Raw genomic sequence first — 21699 nt, forward strand, 5'->3', positions numbered from 1 at the left:
AATACAGATTGTGTGTAGGCATATAGAATCACTTTTAACATCATTTTAGGATGGTACGAAGTTGCACCACGGTGATGTCTGAATTCGTCGAATTCATTGTCAGGAATTGTTTCAACAATATCATTTACAGTAAAACGATGTTGATTTGTTTTGTTTCCATATTGACCTCCATGTATTTGCTATGATTTCAAAATCCATTTTTGACGTGCCTTAGGGTTGAGTGGATGCATAATTTCATTTGTTACTGGATTGATGAGCTTTTTTACTTTCTTTTTATGAGGTTTTAACATTTCCATCACTTGTTCGACACGGTCGATAACAACTGGTCGCTTCGCATAGGCACCATAAGCAAGAATCACTGTGTCACTTTCACTAATCGCTTTCATCAAATGAATATCAGTGTGCTCATCGTATGGATTTTTGATATGTTTGAGGTTTTCGGGTGTTCTAATATTAGAGAATAGATTTACAAGATATACAGCACCGTATCGTTCTGAATTGGCTAATTGGTTGAGGATAAGAACAGTTGTGAGATCGAGTGATAATACACCGTCTAAATGAGGATACATCGTTATCACTGTGCATGCAGCTTTCTTTTCATCCCATGTTTTCTTGAGTAAATAGCGGTGCTGTTCATCATCGCTAAATATGGCTTCTGTGTGTATCGTACTTTTGATTGTATTCATCATCGTCACTTCCTTTAGTATTCTTCTGGTAAAAGCATCACATAATAAAAAGCGTCCACGTCATCTTCACGAATGACGTAGACTTTCTTAGGTAATGCATTTTGATTTTTTTCATAGTTTGTATAGTGATATTCCAATTTGTATGTGGGTTGTTCTTGTTCATGTGTGATTGAGAGTATATTCTCATCTTCTTGTAATTTAAAAATGTGTAGGTAATCTGTATGAGGCTGGTTATCTTTTTTTTCTACCATGTGCCAAAGTAAGATTTGAAGGTCTAGTGGAATACTTTCATTAATTCCTCTTGTGATGTATCGATTGATTTTCATGCTATTTCCCTCCCTTCTGCTTTTCTTTCATGATGTCGATGATTTCGTTGATAACTGTGACGGATAATTGAGCAACTATGATCCAATTATTCATGGTCCTGACCTCCTTGTTTTAGTAAATGACGTTCATCAATAATGATATTTTGAGTATCTGTAAGGTACAGAAAGTCCATGTCAAAATGGTCTAAGTATCCGACACTGATGAGTTGGTTATTGGCATACATTAGAAATGGATAGATACTTAGCTCATGTAGTTCATCATTATAGTAGGTATAAGTCTCGAGTGTGAGATGTACCAGTGGAGAATCATTAATAAAACGTTCCGGTAGAATATTTTCTGCTGCTTCCTCCAGCGCTTCACATTCCCAAGCTTCGTTATTAGATAGTTGGAATAGGTGGGTTATATATTGTTTGAGTTCTTGAGTGATGGTTTTCATATTATTGCCTCCTAGATAGTGTAATAGTGATGTAGTTCATATACATCATTGAGATAATATATATTTGATTTGTCATTTATTACGAATCCCGGTGGGAATAAGAGAAAATTCCATATAAAAACCCGCTACAAACGTTGGTATGCCAAGGAAATCCTGAAATTCCGCCTATTTTGACAAACAATCAACTCATTATTTATAAGTATTGATGATAGGGTTGTGTCTCTGCTTCCTTATATATATTATTTATTTATAAAAAGTAACGGGATTTTGGGATTGTGCTTGCACAATCCTTCTGTTTCTTCGAATCTGCAAATCCCAATCATTTCCCGATAAAAAATCATTGTGGGATGTTCTTTAGCAATTTCAATATAAGCATTGTATAGTTATGAAAAAATTACGACAATAACTGTTTCATTAGATAAGTGTTATTGAAATTGATAAAGAGCAATTCTTGAAAATAGTTAGATAAAATAAGCGAAAGAATATAGTGAAAATTATTGTTATAACAATGATTCTATTAGCTAAATAGTAAGATATAGTGTTTGGGGCAAAAATAAAGACGAAGTGCTGAGATGCACTTCGTCGAGTTGTTTATTATTGAAAAGTTGTTTAATGATTTCGTTATTAAGTTTGAGTGTGACATAGAATTGTTTTTTATGATTACCATCTTTTTTAATATCAATGCGATCAATCACTGATAGATACAATGCTTTGAGTCGAGATTTTTCTATGTGCTTAATATCATGAAAGATGTGTTGTAATAGTTTACTGATTTCTTTGGCATCAAATAAAGTCTTATCTTCATTTTGTTGATTTTTGAGTTGGTTGATTTGATTCGTAATGTCATTGAGTTGCTTTTCATATTTTTGAATACTTGGTCTGATTACTGATGTTAAGTCCGGATTATCCTCGATGGTTTTAATCAAGTTATTTATTTTGATTTGTACTTCATCATATTGTTGTTGCTTATAAGCAATATCGTGATGAAGTGCAGCGCCATCAACTTGATTTTCTTGATTGACGTGTGTTACTACGCGTTGAATGACTTTATCACTTTTGACTATTTCAAGTATTTGCTTCATCACATAATCTTCAATCACATCAGCTCTTACACTGTTTGCCGAACATACTTTGGAACCCTTGTTCCGAAAATTACTACATGAATAGTAACGAATACGTTTCTTAGTCCCGTCTTTAAGAGTATTCGTGGTATTGCTTGCTGCCATAGGTGCGCCACATTGGGGACAGTGAATAATGCCTGTAAGCAGATTCGTTCCTTTGCCATGGACTTGGGGTTTTTGACTGACTTGTTTCTTACGCATTTGTACTTTATCCCATAAATCTTGATTAATAATGGGGGAATGCTTACCTTCAGCTATCACTGGTTTATCATTCAGCCCTTTACGACGTTTTTCACTCCAATCTTTGTATTTCGCAAATTGAATTTTGCCGATATAGAAAGGGTTAGCTAAGATGTATGTGATTGAACTAATACTGAAAGGTTTCCCCTTTTTAGTGACATATCCTTTGTGATTCAATGCATTGGCAATTTTACGATAGCCATGTCCTTTGGCATAGCACTCGAATATATATTTTACAATATTAGCTTCATGTTGGTTAATCATTAGCTCGTGTTTACTATCTGGTATTTTGTCATAACCTAGTGGTAAATTGCCTTGATAATAGCCTTCTTGGGCACGTCTCGTTTGACCCATAAATACGTTCTCGACAATGTTATTACGTTCGAATTCTGAGAAACTCGCAAGTATCTGTAACATGAGTTTACCAGAAGAAGTATTGACTTCCATACGCTCTGACAAACTGAAAAATTCGACATTTTGTTTGTGTAAATCTTCGACAATTTTGAGAAGATCAGATGTATTACGAGCTAATCGGTTTGTTTTGTATACCATAACACAGTCGATATTGCCTTCTTTTGCATCTTTCAACATACGTTGGAGCTCAGGTCTGTTCATAGATTTACCTGAAATACCACGGTCAGCGTATATATCTTTAACTTCAAAATGATGGAAGTCACAGTATTCTTTGATTTGATTGATTTGTCCGTCGATACTATAACCTTCTGTGCTTTGCATTTCTGTTGATACACGTACATAGATACCGACACGTTTTGTTTTAAGTTGTTGCATTATGTTACATCCTTTCTTCATTTATGCAATCGATGATTGCATGGTTTGATTGACAATATTGAGTGGTTCATTTTTGAAATAGATTCCTATAAGATTTTTATCTTTCGTAATGTGAATGGTTTCAATATAGGGGTACAATATGTTTAACGTGAAACGTTTTTGAATAATATTTTGAATGATGTGTTGTATTTGATGCCCATTGATAGATGTAGTGCGTTGCGGTTGTTGACGTAATGATTGTGTTTGCTCTCTGAACGTTTCTGCATCAATGATGCCTTGTGCCAACTTTTCTATCAGTTGTTCTTGAGTCAATGTGTGATGTTTTTCTATGTTTCTTTGTCTTTTGATGCGTTTGTCAATCGCACTTTTAATTTTTGTGTAGATGCGTTGATTTTGATAAAAGTCTCGGCACACTTCTAATACTTTATCTTCAAGTGTTTGTGCATTGATGCCTTTAAAATCACAGACAAAGCGTGAAGCATTCATGTTTTTAGGACAGACGTAGTAACGTAATGTATGATTCTTTTTTCTAATGGTCATATTTGTAAGTGTTGCATTACAACATGGGCATTTGATTTTTTGTTTGAGTTGATTATCCGAAGGTGTCTGTTTGGTTTGTTTTTGCAATCGAAGTCTCTGCGCTTGCTCATATATACTTGTGGAAACAATAGAAGGAAACATATTGTCGAATTGGCCATATTGATTGTTGACACGACCACAATAATTAGGATTGATGATAATGTTACGAACTTGATAGGGTTGTCGATTGATATACGTGTTATCTTCTTCTAATAACTGTGCAATTTTCTTATAACCATGACCTTTAATGTAATAATTGAATACAGCCTTTACCGTTGGTGACTCATTTTGATTGATGATGAATGTTCCGTTGTGATATTCGTAACCAAAAGGTGCATGTGTTGTAATCAATCGACCTTGCTTTGCTTTTTCTTGAAGCCCATTTCTGACTTGTTCTCCAATGTTATCCGATTCAAGTTCGGCTAAACTGATGAAGATATTAAGCTTGAGTCGGTCGAAAGCTTGATCCATATCAAAGTAACCATCATGTACGCTTAAGATATGAACATGGTACGTTTGACATAATTTGATGAGTTTTAATGCATTTTTCAGATTACGATGCAACCTATTAAGACGATAACAGCATAATATGTCACACTGTCCTTGTTGAATTAATTGTGTTATTTGTCGATACCCACTACGATTATCTTTGCGACCTGATTGTTTGTCGCTATAAAAGTTGATATGTTGAATATGATGTTTTTCGGCTATTGCTTCGATAGCTTGTTTCTGTGCTGCAAGAGATTGTTGTTTCATCGTACTTTGACGTAAATAGCCTATGACTTGTTTCATATCGGCTCCTCCTTTCACAGTGATAATATATATTTATGGATGAATTGATATATAAGCCCAACATCAATGAGATGTTGGGCGTCCATATTAGTCATTTGTTTGATTGATTTCTTCAATTACCAAATCGGCTAATATCTCGATAAGTTCATCCATGTTTTTCACTCCGTTATTTGTTCTATCTTCAATACGTCGATTATTCAGTTTGATGCTTCACAGTTGTATGATAAAGACAATTAGAAATCTTCGTGAACTCCTGAAGGGCCTATCCCTTCATTAGCGGATTTAAAAAGTTCTTTCGCAGCTTTGTTATCATTTGACGGTGTCCAATTTTGAAGTAACGACTTATCTTTAGTTAATCCGAGGATAGATGCAAACTCTACATCTAATTTTAGATGGTAAAATACAAGTGATTGTTTTTTACCGCTATTATCTTTGACACTTCTTTTAGTTGTTTGGCGTCCACGGTCAGCTAATATGAAACCTTTATCTCTTAAGGCGTTGACAACATTATTAACATCTTGAAATTGATGATTGTTTAGCATCTGTTTAAAAACGTTCGCAATTATTTTTACTTCGATATGGTCATCTTTTAATGAGATTAATCCATAGTTCTCAAACATATTTTTCAAAGCACCTTCATCTGAAAACTTACCTCTGTTTTGTGCCACAAATTGAATGATGACATCAATAGCTTTATCAGCTAATGAGCGTTCAGAGACTGTATGAGTATGATAATCAATAAAGTAGTCTCTTATATTAGCGATATCAATATCTGTAGATAAAACACGACCTAATATTTTCGCAGATGTTGTAATGACTGCATAACGCTTAAACATACGAATACCTGTATTGTTTGTTTCATCTTTCAATTTAGCTTCAAACCAATCTACTTCCTTGTAAAACCATTGAATAACTTCATCTTCACGATTTATAAGATATTTAGCTACTAACGGTAAAACATGACCATAGTTTAGTGCTACAGCTTTTTTAATATTGTCAGCATTGGTCGCATTTGTAGTGAATTGTTCATTAATCTCGATGGTTCTTACACGTAATCCATCGTTTTGAGCTGAATCATTAAAAATACTGTATTCTGACGTTGAAATGACAGAAGTACCCCAATTCTTAGGCGTTTTAACTTCTCCATGAACGTTTGAACGTTGACGACCTTGACCTTCAGCGATGGAATATAACAAACCCGTGGTATCTCTAAGTGTCGTAGATGAAAGCTCATCAAATACTATAGGAATGCCATAATTGTTACTCAAATAACCTTCAAGTGCGTTTCGTGTGGCATTCCAACTTCTAAAAAGAGTTTCATTACCTTTGGTAGGGTTACCAGCGACTGATACAGCTAAAGCAGCTGCGGTTGACTTACCGGTTGAGGATTGACCTGTAAAACTAAAGAGAATTCCTGCAAATTCGATTTCATGTTTATGCTTCAGAAAACTTGTCACTAAGGCAGAAATCCCAAATATGACTGCCAATTCTAAAAGAAGATGACCTTTAACCTCGTCAATATACATGTTAAACCAATTATCAAATGTACCTTTAGGAGTTAAGTCATAAGCACTATCTACAATAGGGTATGAAGGTGAGGACTGATTAAATTGAATAGATTTGAGAACTTTATCTAGCGATATCAAGTAGCCAAAAGGTGTCTCTAGTATACCTACACCCTCATATAATTCAGAAAGTGGTAATCTATCTCGCATCAATTGCAAGGCATAACTCAATGATCTAATATACTTCTCGTTAATACTGTAGCCATATTTAATTAAAGAAGGTAAGTTTCGTGTTGTTAAGATATCAGACTCAAAAATGTCTTTTTTACCATTGTTGTTAGTAATAATCAACTTTTCAACACCAGTAATTGGATCAGAAAATCTTGCATTAACAATAATAGGGCTAGCCATTCTAACCACTTTTTCACTGTCACCATCTTTTTTAGGTGGTATCGTTTCTTTCCAACCGAAGGAATCTAAAGCAAATGGGCCAATTTCAAACAATGTGTAACTCATTAGCAATCACCTCCTTTCGAAGGCGTGCTATTATTGCATGGGTTTATCCCTATTTTCTGATATAATAAACTGCCATTTTTTGTTCCTACAATTTTAAATGGTAATCCTGGCGTGTACTTAATCCAGTAAGCAAAACGACGTCCTACTTCACGTTGATCATTCGTGCTACAAACCACATTATATTTCTTTCTTAATTCACCATAAGTGAACGTACTTCCAACTGGTTGTTGAAAAGATTTAGCAATTATAAAATTATAAAGCTTTTCTTGCTGCTTAGATTTCTTATTCATTTTAAAATTCCTCCAATAATTTTTAAGGAGTCAATCAATATCATATAGGTTAAACTATCTTCAATTGATTGCTATAATAAGCATAAATGAAGCATTATGATTAGACGCGGAACAAAAAATGGGGAGGGGGGGTATATATTGATACCTACGCTAGAAGAAATTATTGATAAGTATGGAAACTTAGTTGATTATTTGAAATTTGATGTAACAGTTGAGGTTTATGAAGATTTGTTGTTATTAAGAAGTTTAAGCGATTTAAATGAACATCAAAAGATGGATAGAGTTTCATTTATAAAAAAACATTTAAACTCAAATTTCGATTATTTATTAGATGATACTGAGTTTAGAAGTATCAATAAGATTTACAGTAATTTAAATATCATGACGCATATCAATAGTCAAAATAATAATTTTAAACGTAATCCATTTATAAATGAAGAACAATTGAAATCACTACTCGCGATAAAGAAAGTAGATGCACATATGAGTTATGATTCAAATATTACTTCAAAAGCATTGGCAGAAATAAACAAAACGCAAAAAAGATTAGTTACAAAGATAGACACACTCTATAATCAGTCAAAAAAAGAAAATGAATATGTACGGTTAGGAGAAAAAATATCGTATACAAAATTGGAGAATCATTGGAAATATTTATATAATGAGATTCAGTTTTATAATCTTAATAATCAATTGATTAGTTATGTTGCATTAGAACAGGAATATGCTTGGGCTTTTTTAAATGAACTATTTTATTTGATAGAATTGTATTTGAAGGCATTTAAAGGACAAAAGAAAACAGATTATGAGTTTGGGAAAAAATTAAACGAATTTATTCAATCATATGTCATTATTTTACTTATAGATATACGATTACCTGTTGTTAGATTATATATTATTAGAGACATTGTAGATACATGTGAAGGAGAAAAAGATAATTACAAAAGAATTACACTGATAGAAGAATCTATTAAAAAGTATAGATACGTAAAAGATCAGATTAAAAGATTTAAAAATGGATTAGAAGAATCGTTATTAAATGCAACTTTATCTATTGAACAAAATATGTTGAAAGTTAAAATTGATTATTATAAAGCCTACTGCTTTCCTAGAGAAAAAACAAAGCATAACAATATTGAGTACAATGTATCGTTGTTTTTTAAAGCATTAGATGCCTTAAAGAAATAGTTTTTCACTGAAAATATTTATAGATATAATTAAAATTAATTAATATTAAGCCAGGATAATGTAGTCTTAATCGTTCTGAAATACGAAAAATGTTGTGGAAATCGCGTGAAATAATCAGAGGAATCGTTTGAAATCATCGTAGTAATCGCGCGAAAATCACGTGAAATAATCAGAGGAATCGTTTGAAATCATCGTAGTAATCGCGCGAAAATCACGTGAAATAATCAGAGGAATCGTTTGAAATCATCGTAGTAATCGCGCGAAAATCACGTGAAATAATCAGAGGAATCGTTTGAAATCATCGTAGTAATCGCGCGAAAATCACGTGAAATAATCAGAGGAATCGTTTGAAATCATCGTAGTAATCGCGCGAAAATCACGTGAAATAATCAGAGGAATCGTTTGAAATCATCGTAGTAATCGCGCGAAAATCACGTGAAATAATCAGAGGAATCGTTTGAAATCATCGTAGTAATCGCGCGAAAATCGCGTGAAATAATCAGAGGAATCGTTTGAAATCATCGTAGTAATCGCGCGAAAATCGCGTGAAATAATCAGAGGAATCGTTTGAAATCATCGTAGTAATCGCGCGAAAATCGCGTGAAATACTATGGTAGACGGTTTGAGTAAATTAATGGAGTATTTTAATATTTATGGTTTGGAGGAATTGCGTTGCATAGAGAAAGTAAATATATAGAGTATAAGAAATCACGAAAAGGATTATCTAATGATATTTGGTCTACGTATAGTGCTTTTGCAAATACTGAAGGTGGTACTATATATTTAGGAATTGAAGAAAAAAAGATCGAGGACAAAAAAGTCTTTGTTTCAGTTGGTGTTGAAGATCCAGAGAAAATGATTGAAGATTTTTGGAATGCACTATATGGAAGAAGTAAAGTTAGTCAAAATATTTTATCAAATAAAGATGTTAAAATTGTTAATATTGAAAATAAAGCGTGCATTGAAATTCATGTACCAGAAGCGCCTTATTCGAAGAAACCGATATATGTAGATAATAAAAAAGATTTAGTATATAAAAGAGTTGATGATGCTGATAGAATTGCGACTGAAGAAGAGTATAAATTCATGATTGTAAATTCTCAAGACGATATAGATACAGAATTATTAGATAACTATGACATGTCTGATTTAAATCACGAATCTATCGAAAATTATAGGAAACTTCTATTAAAAAATACTAATGATGAGAGATATGCGAATATGAGCCAACTGGATTTAATGATAGATTTAGGAGCATATAGAAAAGATAGAAGTTCGAAAGACAAACAGTATAAAATGACTACAGCATGTTTATTATTCTTTGGTAAGTATAATGCGATTAGTGATAGATTCCCAGGATTTCAATTAGATTATTTTAAGAAAACAAATTACCTAGATACTGATTGGAAAGATAGAATATCAAGTGGAGATTTAGGTAATGAAGATTTAAACGTGTATAGTTTTTTTGAAAAAGTATTGATAAAATTAACTGATAACATTGAGGAATCATTTAGCCTAAATGATGGTTTGACTAGACAAAATTATGCAAGAGATTTAAAAGTAGCAATTCGCGAAGCACTGGTTAATACATTAATGCATGCGTATTATGATACTAAGCAAAGTATTAAAATAGTTAATTGTGAAGATTTTATAGAGTTTTATAATCCGGGTAATATGAGAATAAATAAAGAAGATTTTATTCATGGAGGGCATTCAAAGGACAGAAATAGTATATTATCGACGCTTTTCAGAAGAGTAGGATATTCAGAAAAAGCTGGATCTGGAGGACCAAGGATATTCGATGTAGTTAATAGACATAAGCTTAAAACGCCTGAAATAGAATTAACGGACATGGACACTAATGTAGTACTTTGGAAACAAGATTTAATGAAGGAGTTTGAAAAATATCCTGAGTTAGACAAAAAAGTAATAAAGTATATTATTGACTATGGATCAATAAGTAAGGGTGAAGCCTTAAAAATGGAAAATATGACAGAATATCAGTTTAGAAATATTTTAAAAAAACTAAAAGATGATAACTTGATAAAAAAAGAAGGTGAAGGTCCGGCTACTAAATATGTGTTAATAGAATCAAAAGAAGCTGATATATTGCGAACTAAAAAAGTAATTAAAAGTTTAGAGTCTTTCTTTAGGAATAAATAAAAAAACAAGAGATAGGTGCGAAGTGTTTGGATTATACAAATGCTTCGCATCTTATATTTATTAATAAATATCATAGAAAACCGTATCATTAACCGATACGCAGAGATGCGGTTTTTTAGACACTTCATAAAGGGATTTTGAACGTATCAGAACATATGAGGTTTATAGGAATTGCTGTTATGTTTTTTGATCACATCAATAAACAAAAAAGGTATGTACTATGTAAAATATTTATTAAATGATATAAAGCGAGGGTATATAAATGATTTTTAAATAGATATTTATCCAATAATATAAAAAGGAACTATAAGCTATATCTAAAAGCTATATCTAACTACTTATAGTCCTTCTTCATTAGTATAAATATAATTATTAAGAAAGGTATATATCTTTGTAACCTTCGTTTACATTAATAATGTTGTGATAACCTTTGTGTTCTAAAATACCAATAGCTATAGAACTTCTAATGCCAGACTGACAGTCTACATAAATAACATCGTTTCTATTGAAAGGTAAATCTGTTTCTAAAAGTTTGCCGTGTGGCACATGAACCGCTTGGGATAAGTGGCCATTATTCCATTCATTATCATTACGTACATCTAAGACATGTGCTTCATTACCAGTTATGTCTTTACTATGAACAGATTGTGTTTGAATTTGAGCTTGTGGTAACTGATATCCAGACACATTATCATATCCAATAAGTTGTAAAGTATGTTATGTGTTGCTTTTGAAACAAGGTGATAGTCTCCAATCAAGTTAATTTCTTGATTATAGTTTAGATACCAGCCAATTTGATTGATGAAATTTTTATCATATGGAATATTGATTGTACCTTCAATATGTCCACCATGATAAGCCTCCTTACTGCGGAGATCAAAAGTTAATCTGTTTGTACTTGTAGCTGGATAAACCGTATAAGGTTGATATAAATTCATACCGAATTGATTAATTTTTTTCATTTGTGCAAAATGATGTGGTGGTGCAGGTTGGTCAGAAATGAGTTTATCGATAAAGGTAGCTTCATTATTTTCAGAAAAAGCCCAGTTCGTTTGTTTTTCATAGCCAAGCGTAGATGTTGGAATAGCACCTAAAGATTTACCACAAGGACTACCAGCGCCATGACCAGGCCAAATTTGAATGTAGTCTGGCAAGTCTTTAATACTTTCAATAGATTTAAACATTTGTTTTGCGCCTATTTCAGATAATCCTTCTACTTTAACAGCTTTTTCTAGTAAATCAGGTCTACCGATATCTCCTACAAAAATAAAATCACCACTGAATAGTCCCATTGGAACTTGTGCTCCAGCACCTTCGTCAGTAAGTAAAAAACTTATACTTTCTGGCGTGTGACCCGGTGTATGAAGCACTTTTAATTTTATATTTCCTACATAAATATCATCATTATGTTGAACAAAATGAGTGTGGTTAGGCATATTTTTATAACCTAACATGTCATCACTTTCGCCCGATACATAAATACTAGCATTTAACTTTATAGCAACATCTCTAATTCCTGAAACAAAATTTGCATGTATATGTGTTTCAGCTGCATGAGTAATGGTTAAACTCTCTTCATCGGCAACTCGAATATATGAAGATAAGTCACAAATAGGATCAATGATCATGGCTTCTCCAGTTTTTTGACAACCGATTAAATAAGATGCTTGAGATAAATGTTTATCATAAATTGATGATAGTCAATTTGTTATCAAGGGTGATAATTATATTAACTATGGTAATTACATGGAATTAAAGTTATTAAACAAACTTGATGATGACCAATTAGATTTAGAATTTTTACAAGATAATGGGTTAAAAGGTAATGTTCAAGGTCCTATGACTTTAAAGGAACCTTTAAAAAGTTATATACAAAAGTCTTGAAAACGAATATTTTAAATTTAGATAATGAGTTAGAAAACACTGAATATGTCGAAGGTAAACCATATGTACAGTACGGTATTAAATATGAAAGAAATCAGGCATTAAGAAATGAAGCTATTAAAATTCATGGAACTACATGTAAAGTATGTGGATTTGATTTTAAAGCTAAGTATGGCGATTTAGGTGAGGGTTTTATTGAAATTCATCATTTAAAACCAATGTTTTCAATAAAAAGAGAAATAAAAGTAAATCCACAAAAAGATTTAGTCCCACTATGTTCTAATTGCCATAAAATGATTCATAGAAATACTAAAAAACCTTTAACGATTAAAGAATTAACCAAAATAGTTAATTATAATAGCAAATAATTTAATATTTTATAAACTATCATTCAACCCTCTTAATTTATTAGGAGGTTTTTTGTATTTATGCTTTCAAATGTGTGATATACTTTGTTTGTTGAAATATAGAGTATCTATAGATAGGGTGATTGAGTATGAAATTCACTGAAGTGGAAGTTATCGAACATCTTGTAAAGGCATATAAAGAAGCAGGAAAGCCTACTTATCCTCATGAAAATTTATATCGAGGACGTAATCATAGTATTTCAGGTATTGGAGAAGACTTGCTGGGTGCTTATTTGATTAGTAGATTGGAAGGTGTCCAAATATTTATTGATCAGCCTTTATCTATGATTGATAAATCTTTAAGTACAAGATATCCGGATTTATTAATTTGTGAAGATAATGAAATTAAAAATATACTAGAAGTTAAAATGGACTTAGGATATCAAAGAAAAGATTTTATAGATTATTGCCGAAAGAAAGAAGAATGGATTTCAAATATCGTAGGAAAACAGTGTGTATTGTCTAGAAAGAGAGAAGACAAAATTCCTATGAATATAGCTGATGATATTAAATTTCATGTTGTGATTTACAGTGAAAACAATGGACCGAAGCGGTTTGATGAAGAAATCATGCCTATCGTTAATGAAACATGTCCACATATTGAAGTATATGTCCTAACAAGCGGTCAACACCCTAATTTAGTAAATGTTAATCTTGAAGGTATTAATATTAATAAAGATGAATTTGAAATATTAGTAAATGCGTTATAAAAAAATAGAGCATCCTCCACGTTATGGAGGTGCTCTGTTTTTTATTGAAAAGTATCAAGTTAATTAATTTAATATGCTTAATAAGTTCTACCTTGACCTTTTTCTCTAGCTTCTGTTCGATCTCTTATGTACTCAGTACATACTGGATTTTCTGTTAATTCATCAACTGTATTAGTTTAATCAGAAGACGTGTCTACTTTGTAAGCTTCTAAGAACTTATTATATGATATAGCGTTTGAGTTTTGTTGTTCTTCTATAAATTTCTGTAGTTATTTTTCAAAAACCGCATCATTAACTGATAAGCAGAGGCGTATCATAAGTAGGGGTAGTATTAGCCAATTTAATAAATAAAGAGGTGACAGAATGGACAATCACATAAGAATTTTTGATAATTTATTTCAAAGTAATATTTCAAAATTCCAAAACCTTACTAGTAAATCATACATTATAAGAAATGATAATGAAAAGAATAGTTATCTTCCTATGGTTCAAGAGATAAGAGAGTTGTTTGGAAAAGAGGGAGAAATTTTTTCTAAAAGTATAGGAACACATCCTGACTTTTTTGGAATAGAAAATACTAATGAATACCAGTACATTTGTTCCCTGTTTGTAGATATATCTGGGTCTACAAAGCTAGCTTTGAAATATAGTTTGGATAAAGTTAAACTTTATAAAAATGCGATAATTTCTAGTGCTATAGAAATATTTCGTGCATTTGACGGTCATATTCATAGAATACAAGGAGATGCGGTGCTTGTTTATTTTGGACATAAAGAACTGGAAAAAAGTGATGCAATAATTAATGCAATCAACGCTGCGTCATTAATGCAGTATTTTAACGCCACAACATTAAAAAAGTTTTTTGAAAGTGAAAATTTAGAGCCGTTAAAGATTAGAATAGGAATTGATTTTGGTGATGATTCTAGTGTATTGTGGTCAAAATATGGAATTGATGGAATTAATGAAATAACTTCTACCAGTATACATACTGACTTAGCATCAAAATTACAAAACAAAGCCCCTTCAAATAAGATTATGATTGGAGAAAATATAAATAAATATCTTGATATTCCTAAAAAGTTTAGAAGTATAAAAATTGAGAAGAACAATGGTGTTGATGTTGAGAAAAGATATATTTTAAATACAAATAATCTGGGAAGATATTCTATGGAAGTGTTTGAATGGGAAAAATACTTGAATAGTTTTTCAATGTTGCCTCCTTTTTCTACAGAAAATGAACAATTTTACTCACCTAGAGATTTGAAAATAAGATGTTGGATTATTGATGAAAAAAATCAGGATAAATATGAATATATTGAAAGAGGTAGTGCTTTAAAAAAAGAAATGAATTTGTTATTTAAATTAGAAATTTATAATCAATGTCTAGAATTTAAAAATATTAAATGGAGAGTGGTAAACTACGGAGAGGAGGCAAAAAAGGACAAGGAATTAGAATTTGAAATGAATCAGTATGAAGGGTATCAGTATTGTAATCAAAAGACAGCTTATACAGGATTACATTTTATGGAATGTTATTTGTACGACATCAATGATAAAATAATTTGTCATGATAGTTTTGGTCTTTTTATAAATGATAATAATAGAGAAGTGAGAAAATTAGGAATAGAGGATTGAGTAATGTGAAAAAAGATGAGTACATAAAGTTACATCAAAGCTATCTAAATGAATATATTAAATTTGCTGATGCCAAGGCATTAGCTATCATAAGTATTAATGGCTTTATTTTAAATTTTAACTTTTCAAAACGTAATATTAAATTTCATAATACTGAAGACATTTTCAATTTTACAGCTTTTATATTATTGATAATTACAATTATACTAGCAGCATTTGCAGTATATCCAAGAACAAATAATAGAAGCGAAAAAGGAATTATTTTTTGGGATAATATAAATAGTATGGGAGAAAAAGAATTTATAGAGAAAGTGAAATTTGAAAAAGAGGAAGAATTACTTGAAAAGACGATACAACAAAATTATTTTTTAGCAAAAACTGCATCTATGAAATATTCAATCATTAGAAAGGTTTTTATAATTTCAGCATTAGGTTATTCCTGTTTATTATTTTCAAGTATCTTTCAGATTATATGCTCTTGAATTTTCAGTTTTAACATGAAAAGGAGAAAAATAAAAATATGGCAACAATTGGATTTGAAGAAAAGTTATGGCAAGCGGCGGATAAGTTACGTGGAAGTATGGATGCAGCAGAATATAAAAATGTAGCATTAGGTATTATATTTTTAAAATATGTTTCTGATTCTTTTGAGGAAAAGTATGAAGAATTATTAAATGATGAATATGCCGATGAAGAAGATAAAGATGAATACTTAGCAGAAAATATTTTCTGGGTTCCTAAAGAATCAAGATGGCAATACATAAATGATAATTCTAAGAAACCAGAAATTGGTCAAATTATCGATAAAGCAATGATAGCAATTGAAAGAGAAAATGAGTCTTTAAAAGGCGTATTACCTAAAGATTACGCAAGACCTGCATTAGATAAAGAAAAATTAGGCGATATTATTGACCTATTTACATTCAAAGTTGGAGATTCTGAAAGTAAGAAGCAAGATATTTTAGGTCGTGTTTATGAATACTTTATCGCAAAATTTGCAAGCGCTGAGGGTAAGAATGCTGGGGAATTCTATACACCAGCTTCAATAGTTAAATTGCTTGTTGAAATGATTGAACCATATCAAGGTAGAATTTATGACCCTTGTTGTGGGTCGGGCGGAATGTTTGTACAGAGTGAACATTTTATCGAACGTCATCAAGGTCGTATAGATGATATTGCTGTTTATGGTCAAGAATCTAATCCGACTACTTGGAAATTAGCGAAAATGAATTTGGCTATTCGAGGTATAGATAATAATTTAGGTGATCATCATGCAGACACATTTCATAATGATTTACATAAAGATTTGAAAGCTGATTTTATATTGGCTAATCCACCATTCAATGCAAGTGATTGGGGACGAGAAAAATTACAAGATGATTACCGCTGGAAATTTGGTATTCCACCTAAAGGCAATGCCAACTATGCATGGATTGAACATATGATTTCTAAACTTGCCCCAAGTGGTACAGCAGGATTTGTTTTAGCGAATGGTTCGATGTCTACAAGTGGTAAAGATGAATTAGAAATACGTAAAAACTTAATTGAACAAGACATGGTTGAGTGTATTGTCACATTACCAGGGCAACTATTCTATTCAACTCAAATTCCAGTATGTTTGTGGTTCATGACAAAAAATAAAGCTAAAAATGGCAAGAATGAACGACGTGGAGAAGTACTATTTATAGATGCTAGAAATATAGGAAGCATGGTATCAAGAACATTAAAAGAATTCTCAGATGATGAAATAAAAGATATAGCAAATGTTTATCACTCATGGCGTGGAACAAACAATAACCAATATGAAGATAAAGCAGGTTTCTGTAAAGTAGCAAAGACAGAAGAAATAAAAAACAATGAATATATCTTAACGCCGGGACGTTATGTAGGATTAGCAGAAGTAGAAGAAGACTCAGAACCATTTGAACAGAAAATGGAAAGAATCACAGCAGATTTAAGTGAACAATTTGCGAAATCAAAAGAACTCGAGGACCAAATCCGTAAGTCATTGGAGGGATTAGGTTATGGAGTTTGAAACATTTAATTTAACTGATTTATATACTATTAGTTCAGGTTTATCAAAAAATAGAAAATATTTTGGTACTGGTACACCTTTTTTAACATTTAAAGATGTATTCGATAATTTAATATTACCTAATGAGTTTTCTGGGCAAGTTATAACTGAAGAAAAAGAAAGAGAAAAGTATTCAGTTAAAAAAGGAGACCTTTTTTTAACAAGAACTAGTGAGAAACAAAATGAGTTAGGTATAAGTGCAGTAGCTTTAAAAGACTATAAAAATGCGACTTTTAATGGATTTACCAAAAGATTAAGACCAAACAAATATTGTGAGAATAAATTGTTACCAGTATTTGCTGCATTTTATTTTAGAAGTAATAATTTTAGAAATCAAGTAAATTCTATGTCTATCATGTCTACAAGAGCAAGTTTAAATAACGAAATGATTTCAAAACTTAAAATTACTATACCTAGTCTTCAAAATCAGATGAAAATTAGTCATATACTATTAGCACTTTTAAAAAAAGAAAAAATCAATCAAAAAATCATAGCAAATCTTGAAGAACTTTCTCAAACACTATTCAAACGTTGGTTTGTTGATTTTGAATTTCCTGATGAAAATGGAAATCCATACAAATCAAGCGGTGGAGAGATGGTTGATAGTGAATTGGGTGAAATACCTAGGAGTTGGAAAGTTGATGAATTAGGAAATTATATAAAAATAAAAAGTGGTAAAAGACCTAAAAATAAAGTTGATAAAGAAGATATAGAAAATGTGGTGCCAATAATTGGTGCTAGTAAAATAGTGGGTTATACGAATGATTATTTATATAATGAAAAAATTATTATAATTGGTAGGGTAGGAACTCATGGTGTAATCCAAAGGTTTTCTACAAGAACATGGCCATCAGATAATACTTTTGTAATAACAAGTGATTTTGAAAGCATTATATATCAAGTACTTAAAAGTATAGACTATATATCATTGAATAGAGGTTCTACACAACCTCTATTATCTCAAAAAGATATTAAGAATACTAAAGTAGTAATGCCCACCAATGCAACTTTGCTTTCAAAATATCAAAAGAAAAACAATCATATTTTAAAAATGATGGATCAAAAAATCATAGAAAACAAGAAATTAACCCAACTCCGTGACACATTATTACCAAAATTAATGTCAGGTGAAATTGAGATACCTGATGACATCGAGGTGAATGAAGATGATCTTTCAATTTAGTGAAGATGATTTAGAACAGGTTGCACTGAAGTGGTTTGAGGGTCTTGGCTATTCTGTTAAGAATGGTCGAGATAGTAGTGACAATGGGATTATGAATGAACGGGAGAGCGACAAAGATGTTGTGCTTGATGATCGTTTGGAAGCAGCTTTGAGACGCATTAATCCTGAACTAAACAATAGTGCAATTGAACAGGCAATTCATGAAATTTCTATTGAGAAGTCTCCTAGTTTATTAGAGAATAATCGTTCTTTCCATGAAATGATTACTAATGGTATCGAGGTTGAACACTATAATGATGATGGTGAGACGATTAATGATTTGGTCTATGTGCTTGACTTTGATAACCCAGGAAATAATGATTTCTTAGCGGTTAATCAATTAACTGTTGTAAATGGAGATTATAAAAAAAGACCTGATATTGTGTTATTCATAAATGGATTACCAGTAGTGGTAATTGAACTGAAAAATTCTACAAATGAATCTGTTGGTATTGAAGACGGGTATCATCAGTTAGAAACTTATAAAATGAGAATTCCACAATTATTTAATCATAATGCAGTATTAGTAACGAGTGATGGTGTCAATACAAAAGCTGGTTCTTTAACTGCTGATTATGACCGTTTTATGACTTGGCGTACTAAAGATGGAAAAACTGAAGATTCATCAACGTTTCGTAGTTTAGATATATTGATTCACGGTATGTTAAATAAAGAGGTACTATTAGATTTAATTCGTCATTTTGTTTTGTTCCAAGATGATGGTAAAGGAAATATAGTTAAAATATTAGCTGCATATCATCAATATTATGCGGTTAATAAAGCTGTTGATCGTGCTATGGAAGCAACATCTGAACATGGTGATGGTAAGGGCGGCGTTATTTGGCACACACAAGGTTCTGGTAAGAGTTTGACAATGGTCTTCTTCTCAGGAAAGTTAATTCAAAAATTAAATAATCCAACATTAGTGGTCGTAACAGACCGTAATGACTTAGACAATCAATTATATGGTACTTTTGTTAAGTCCAAAGGACGCTCAGGTAAAGGATTACTAAGACAAACACCTAAACAAGCAGAATCACGAAAAGAATTGAAAGAACTATTATCTGTAGAATCAGGTGGTATTGTATTTACAACTATGCAGAAATTCGAACCTGAAGAAGGTCAAGTGACAATGGATGCTTTAACAGAACGTAAAAATGTAGTAGTTATGGCAGACGAAGCACACCGCACACAATATGGTTTTAAAGCAACTTACAATGAAAAAGGTGAAGGTATAAAATATGGTTATGCAAAATATTTAAGAGACGCTTTACCTAACGCTTCGTTCGTTGGTTTTACTGGAACACCTGTATCTTCGACAGATAAGAATACGCAAATGGTATTTGGTAATTATATTGATGTATATGATATGACACAGTCTGTAGAAGACGGTAGTACGGTTAAAATATACTATGAAAGTCGTATTATTCCATTAAATTTACCAACTGATTTAGATATTGATGATGCATATGATGTCATTACTTTTGGCCAAGAAGAAGATACTAAATCTCGATTGAAATCTAAATGGTCACGTATAGAAGCTCTATCTGGTGCAGAAAAACGAGTACATGCTTTAGCGACTGAAATTATTAATCACTTTGAAACAAGACAGAAGGCAATGAACGGTAAAGGTATGATTGTCACAATGAGTCGTCGTATTGCAGTTGATTTATATGATGAAATTATAAGACTTAAACCTGAATGGCATTCTGATGATGACGACAAAGGTGTAATTAAAGTCGTTATGACAGGTTCATCAAGTGATCCGCAAAACTTCCAAAAACATATAGGTCCGAAAAAGAGAAGAAACCTTTTAGAGAATCGTATGAAAGATATTAATGATGAACTGCAACTCGTAATTGTGCGAGACATGTGGTTAACAGGATTTGATGTACCTTCAATGCATACAATGTACATAGATAAACCGATGAAAGGTCATAATTTAATGCAAGCTATTGCACGTGTTAATAGAGTATTTAAAGATAAACCAGGTGGCTTAATTGTTGACTATGTAGGTATTGCTGAAAGCCTGAAGGAAGCACTAAAAGAGTATACGGACTCTGATAGAGAACAAACAGGTATAGATACAGATAAAGCGCTAGAACTAATGTTAGTGAAATACGATATCATTCAAGATATGCTATATAACCATGACTATTCTGACTTTGAGTCAGAAGATCAATTAAATCGCTATAATGCTATCTCAAATACGATGGATTATATCATTGGATTAGGTGAGAAAGAAAGAGAGCGATTTGTGACAACAGTTACAGAACTTTCTAAGGCTTTTGCATTATGTGCAACAGAGGAAGCTGCTCAAGAACTAAATAGTGAAATTGCGTTTTTAAAAGCAGTAAAATCAGGACTTGTTAAATTATTAGCTCCACCTAATGAAGGAAGCAAGCTTAAAAAGACACCTGCTGAAATAGAAGCAGAAATAAATCAATTGATTTCAAAGTCAGTTGTAACTGAAGAAGTTGTAGATATTTATCAAACACTCGGAATTGAAAATCCAGATATCTCAATATTGTCGGATGATTTCTTAAAAGATGTAGAAGGACTACAGCAAAAAAATGTTGCAGTTGAATTGTTGAACAAATTACTCAAAGGACAAGTTAAGTCATTAATGAAAACTAATACTACTGTATCTAAAAGGTTTTCTGAGATGCTAAGTAAATCAATACAAAAATATAATAACCGTTCTATCGAAGCATCAAAAGTCATAGAAGAATTAATTCAAATGGCGAAAGAAATAAATCAAGAAAAAGAAAGAGGAAAAGAATTAGGTTTAAGTACTGAAGAAATTGCATTTTATGACGCATTAGCTTCACATGAAACAGCAAAAGAAGCGATGGATGATAAAGAATTAAGGGCTATTGCACATGAATTAACAAAAACGGTTAAGAATAATATGAGCGTAGACTGGTCAAAACGTGAGAGCGCAAAGGCTAAAATGAGAGTCCAAGTAAGACGACTATTAAAGAAATATGGTTATCCACCAGACATACAAAAAATGGCAGTAGAACAAGTAGTGGAACAAGCAGAATTAATGGCAAGTCAACAATATAAATAAATACTGTTTATATTGTTGACCTGTTAGATACTTTTTTAAAATTAAACATTTAAGACAGAGTA

17 protein-coding genes and 2 pseudogenes are annotated in these 21699 nt (G+C 31.7%); 10 read left to right on the forward strand and 9 right to left on the reverse strand.

Annotated features, from left to right (window positions below; genetic code table 11):
- The 8 genes and pseudogenes from IDG65_RS15155 to ssb all read right to left on the reverse strand — a co-directional run.
- Positions 1 to 131 (reverse strand): annotated as a pseudogene (locus tag IDG65_RS15155) (transposase); the annotation flags it as partial.
- Between the two features lie 48 nt (positions 132 to 179).
- On the reverse strand, positions 180 to 686 hold the full coding sequence (locus IDG65_RS11145; protein WP_001092189.1) for a DUF1643 domain-containing protein: 507 nt from the start codon (positions 684 to 686) through the stop codon (positions 180 to 182).
- A gap of 14 nt (positions 687 to 700) precedes the next feature.
- A complete protein-coding gene (locus IDG65_RS11150) occupies positions 701 to 1012 on the reverse strand; it encodes a DUF960 family protein (RefSeq protein WP_000700851.1) in 312 nt (103 codons plus the stop codon).
- A gap of 86 nt (positions 1013 to 1098) precedes the next feature.
- Positions 1099 to 1449 carry an SAUGI family uracil-DNA glycosylase inhibitor gene (locus IDG65_RS11155; protein WP_000849672.1) on the reverse strand — a complete coding sequence of 117 codons (351 nt, stop codon included), beginning with the start codon at positions 1447 to 1449 and terminating at the stop codon, positions 1099 to 1101.
- Positions 1450 to 1970: 521 nt separating this feature from the next.
- On the reverse strand, positions 1971 to 3599 hold the full coding sequence (gene ccrB, locus IDG65_RS11160; RefSeq protein ID WP_001186608.1) for a cassette chromosome recombinase CcrB: 1629 nt from the start codon (positions 3597 to 3599) through the stop codon (positions 1971 to 1973).
- Positions 3600 to 3620: 21 nt separating this feature from the next.
- Positions 3621 to 4970 carry a cassette chromosome recombinase CcrA gene (gene ccrA, locus IDG65_RS11165; protein ID WP_000815640.1) on the reverse strand — a complete coding sequence of 450 codons (1350 nt, stop codon included), beginning with the start codon at positions 4968 to 4970 and terminating at the stop codon, positions 3621 to 3623.
- Between the two features lie 233 nt (positions 4971 to 5203).
- Positions 5204 to 6991, reverse strand: a complete 1788-nt coding sequence (gene cch1 / locus IDG65_RS11170; protein WP_000122620.1) for a cassette chromosome replicative helicase — start codon at positions 6989 to 6991, stop codon at positions 5204 to 5206.
- On the reverse strand, positions 6991 to 7281 hold the full coding sequence (gene ssb, locus IDG65_RS11175) for a cassette chromosome ssDNA-binding protein (protein ID WP_001036438.1): 291 nt from the start codon (positions 7279 to 7281) through the stop codon (positions 6991 to 6993). The genes cch1 and ssb overlap by 1 nt, the downstream gene beginning before the upstream one ends.
- A 138-nt stretch (positions 7282 to 7419) precedes the next feature.
- On the opposite strand from ssb, the gene IDG65_RS11180 reads away from it, so the two are divergent.
- Both IDG65_RS11180 and IDG65_RS11185 read left to right on the forward strand, forming a co-directional pair.
- Positions 7420 to 8469, forward strand: a complete 1050-nt coding sequence (locus tag IDG65_RS11180; protein WP_000613248.1) for a hypothetical protein — start codon at positions 7420 to 7422, stop codon at positions 8467 to 8469.
- A gap of 672 nt (positions 8470 to 9141) precedes the next feature.
- On the forward strand, positions 9142 to 10632 hold the full coding sequence (locus IDG65_RS11185; RefSeq protein ID WP_000554504.1) for an RNA-binding domain-containing protein: 1491 nt from the start codon (positions 9142 to 9144) through the stop codon (positions 10630 to 10632).
- A 372-nt stretch (positions 10633 to 11004) separates the two neighbouring features.
- Here IDG65_RS11185 and cstB read toward each other — a convergent pair.
- Positions 11005 to 12323 (reverse strand): annotated as a pseudogene (gene cstB / locus IDG65_RS11190) (persulfide dioxygenase-sulfurtransferase CstB).
- A gap of 55 nt (positions 12324 to 12378) precedes the next feature.
- Here cstB and IDG65_RS11195 point away from each other — a divergent pair.
- From IDG65_RS11195 to IDG65_RS11230, 8 genes are all read left to right on the forward strand, one after another.
- Positions 12379 to 12516 carry a hypothetical protein gene (locus IDG65_RS11195; RefSeq protein WP_001791883.1) on the forward strand — a complete coding sequence of 46 codons (138 nt, stop codon included), beginning with the start codon at positions 12379 to 12381 and terminating at the stop codon, positions 12514 to 12516.
- Positions 12513 to 12884: an HNH endonuclease gene (locus tag IDG65_RS11200; protein ID WP_001549968.1), complete on the forward strand. Its 372-nt coding sequence runs from the start codon at positions 12513 to 12515 to the stop codon at positions 12882 to 12884. Before IDG65_RS11195 ends, IDG65_RS11200 begins: the two co-directional genes overlap by 4 nt.
- 128 nt (positions 12885 to 13012) lie before the next feature.
- Entirely contained in the window at positions 13013 to 13633 is a 621-nt protein-coding gene (locus IDG65_RS11205) for a hypothetical protein (protein WP_000673114.1), read from the forward strand.
- Between the two features lie 363 nt (positions 13634 to 13996).
- Positions 13997 to 15268, forward strand: coding sequence for a Pycsar phage resistance system cytidylate cyclase PycC (gene pycC, locus IDG65_RS11210; protein WP_000368662.1), 1272 nt, complete (start codon positions 13997 to 13999; stop codon positions 15266 to 15268).
- Between the two features lie 5 nt (positions 15269 to 15273).
- Positions 15274 to 15750 carry a Pycsar system effector family protein gene (locus IDG65_RS11215; protein ID WP_001670222.1) on the forward strand — a complete coding sequence of 159 codons (477 nt, stop codon included), beginning with the start codon at positions 15274 to 15276 and terminating at the stop codon, positions 15748 to 15750.
- A gap of 38 nt (positions 15751 to 15788) precedes the next feature.
- On the forward strand, positions 15789 to 17303 hold the full coding sequence (locus IDG65_RS11220; RefSeq protein WP_000190897.1) for a class I SAM-dependent DNA methyltransferase: 1515 nt from the start codon (positions 15789 to 15791) through the stop codon (positions 17301 to 17303).
- Entirely contained in the window at positions 17293 to 18525 is a 1233-nt protein-coding gene (locus tag IDG65_RS11225; RefSeq protein ID WP_000394002.1) for a restriction endonuclease subunit S, read from the forward strand. Before IDG65_RS11220 ends, IDG65_RS11225 begins: the two co-directional genes overlap by 11 nt.
- A complete protein-coding gene (locus tag IDG65_RS11230) occupies positions 18509 to 21637 on the forward strand; it encodes a type I restriction endonuclease subunit R (RefSeq protein ID WP_000577171.1) in 3129 nt (1042 codons plus the stop codon). The genes IDG65_RS11225 and IDG65_RS11230 overlap by 17 nt, the downstream gene beginning before the upstream one ends.
- Positions 21638 to 21699: the final 62 nt, after the last annotated feature.

Source organism: Staphylococcus sp. EG-SA-17 (assembly GCF_017151845.1).
GTDB classification, from domain to species: Bacteria; Bacillota; Bacilli; order Staphylococcales; family Staphylococcaceae; genus Staphylococcus; species Staphylococcus aureus.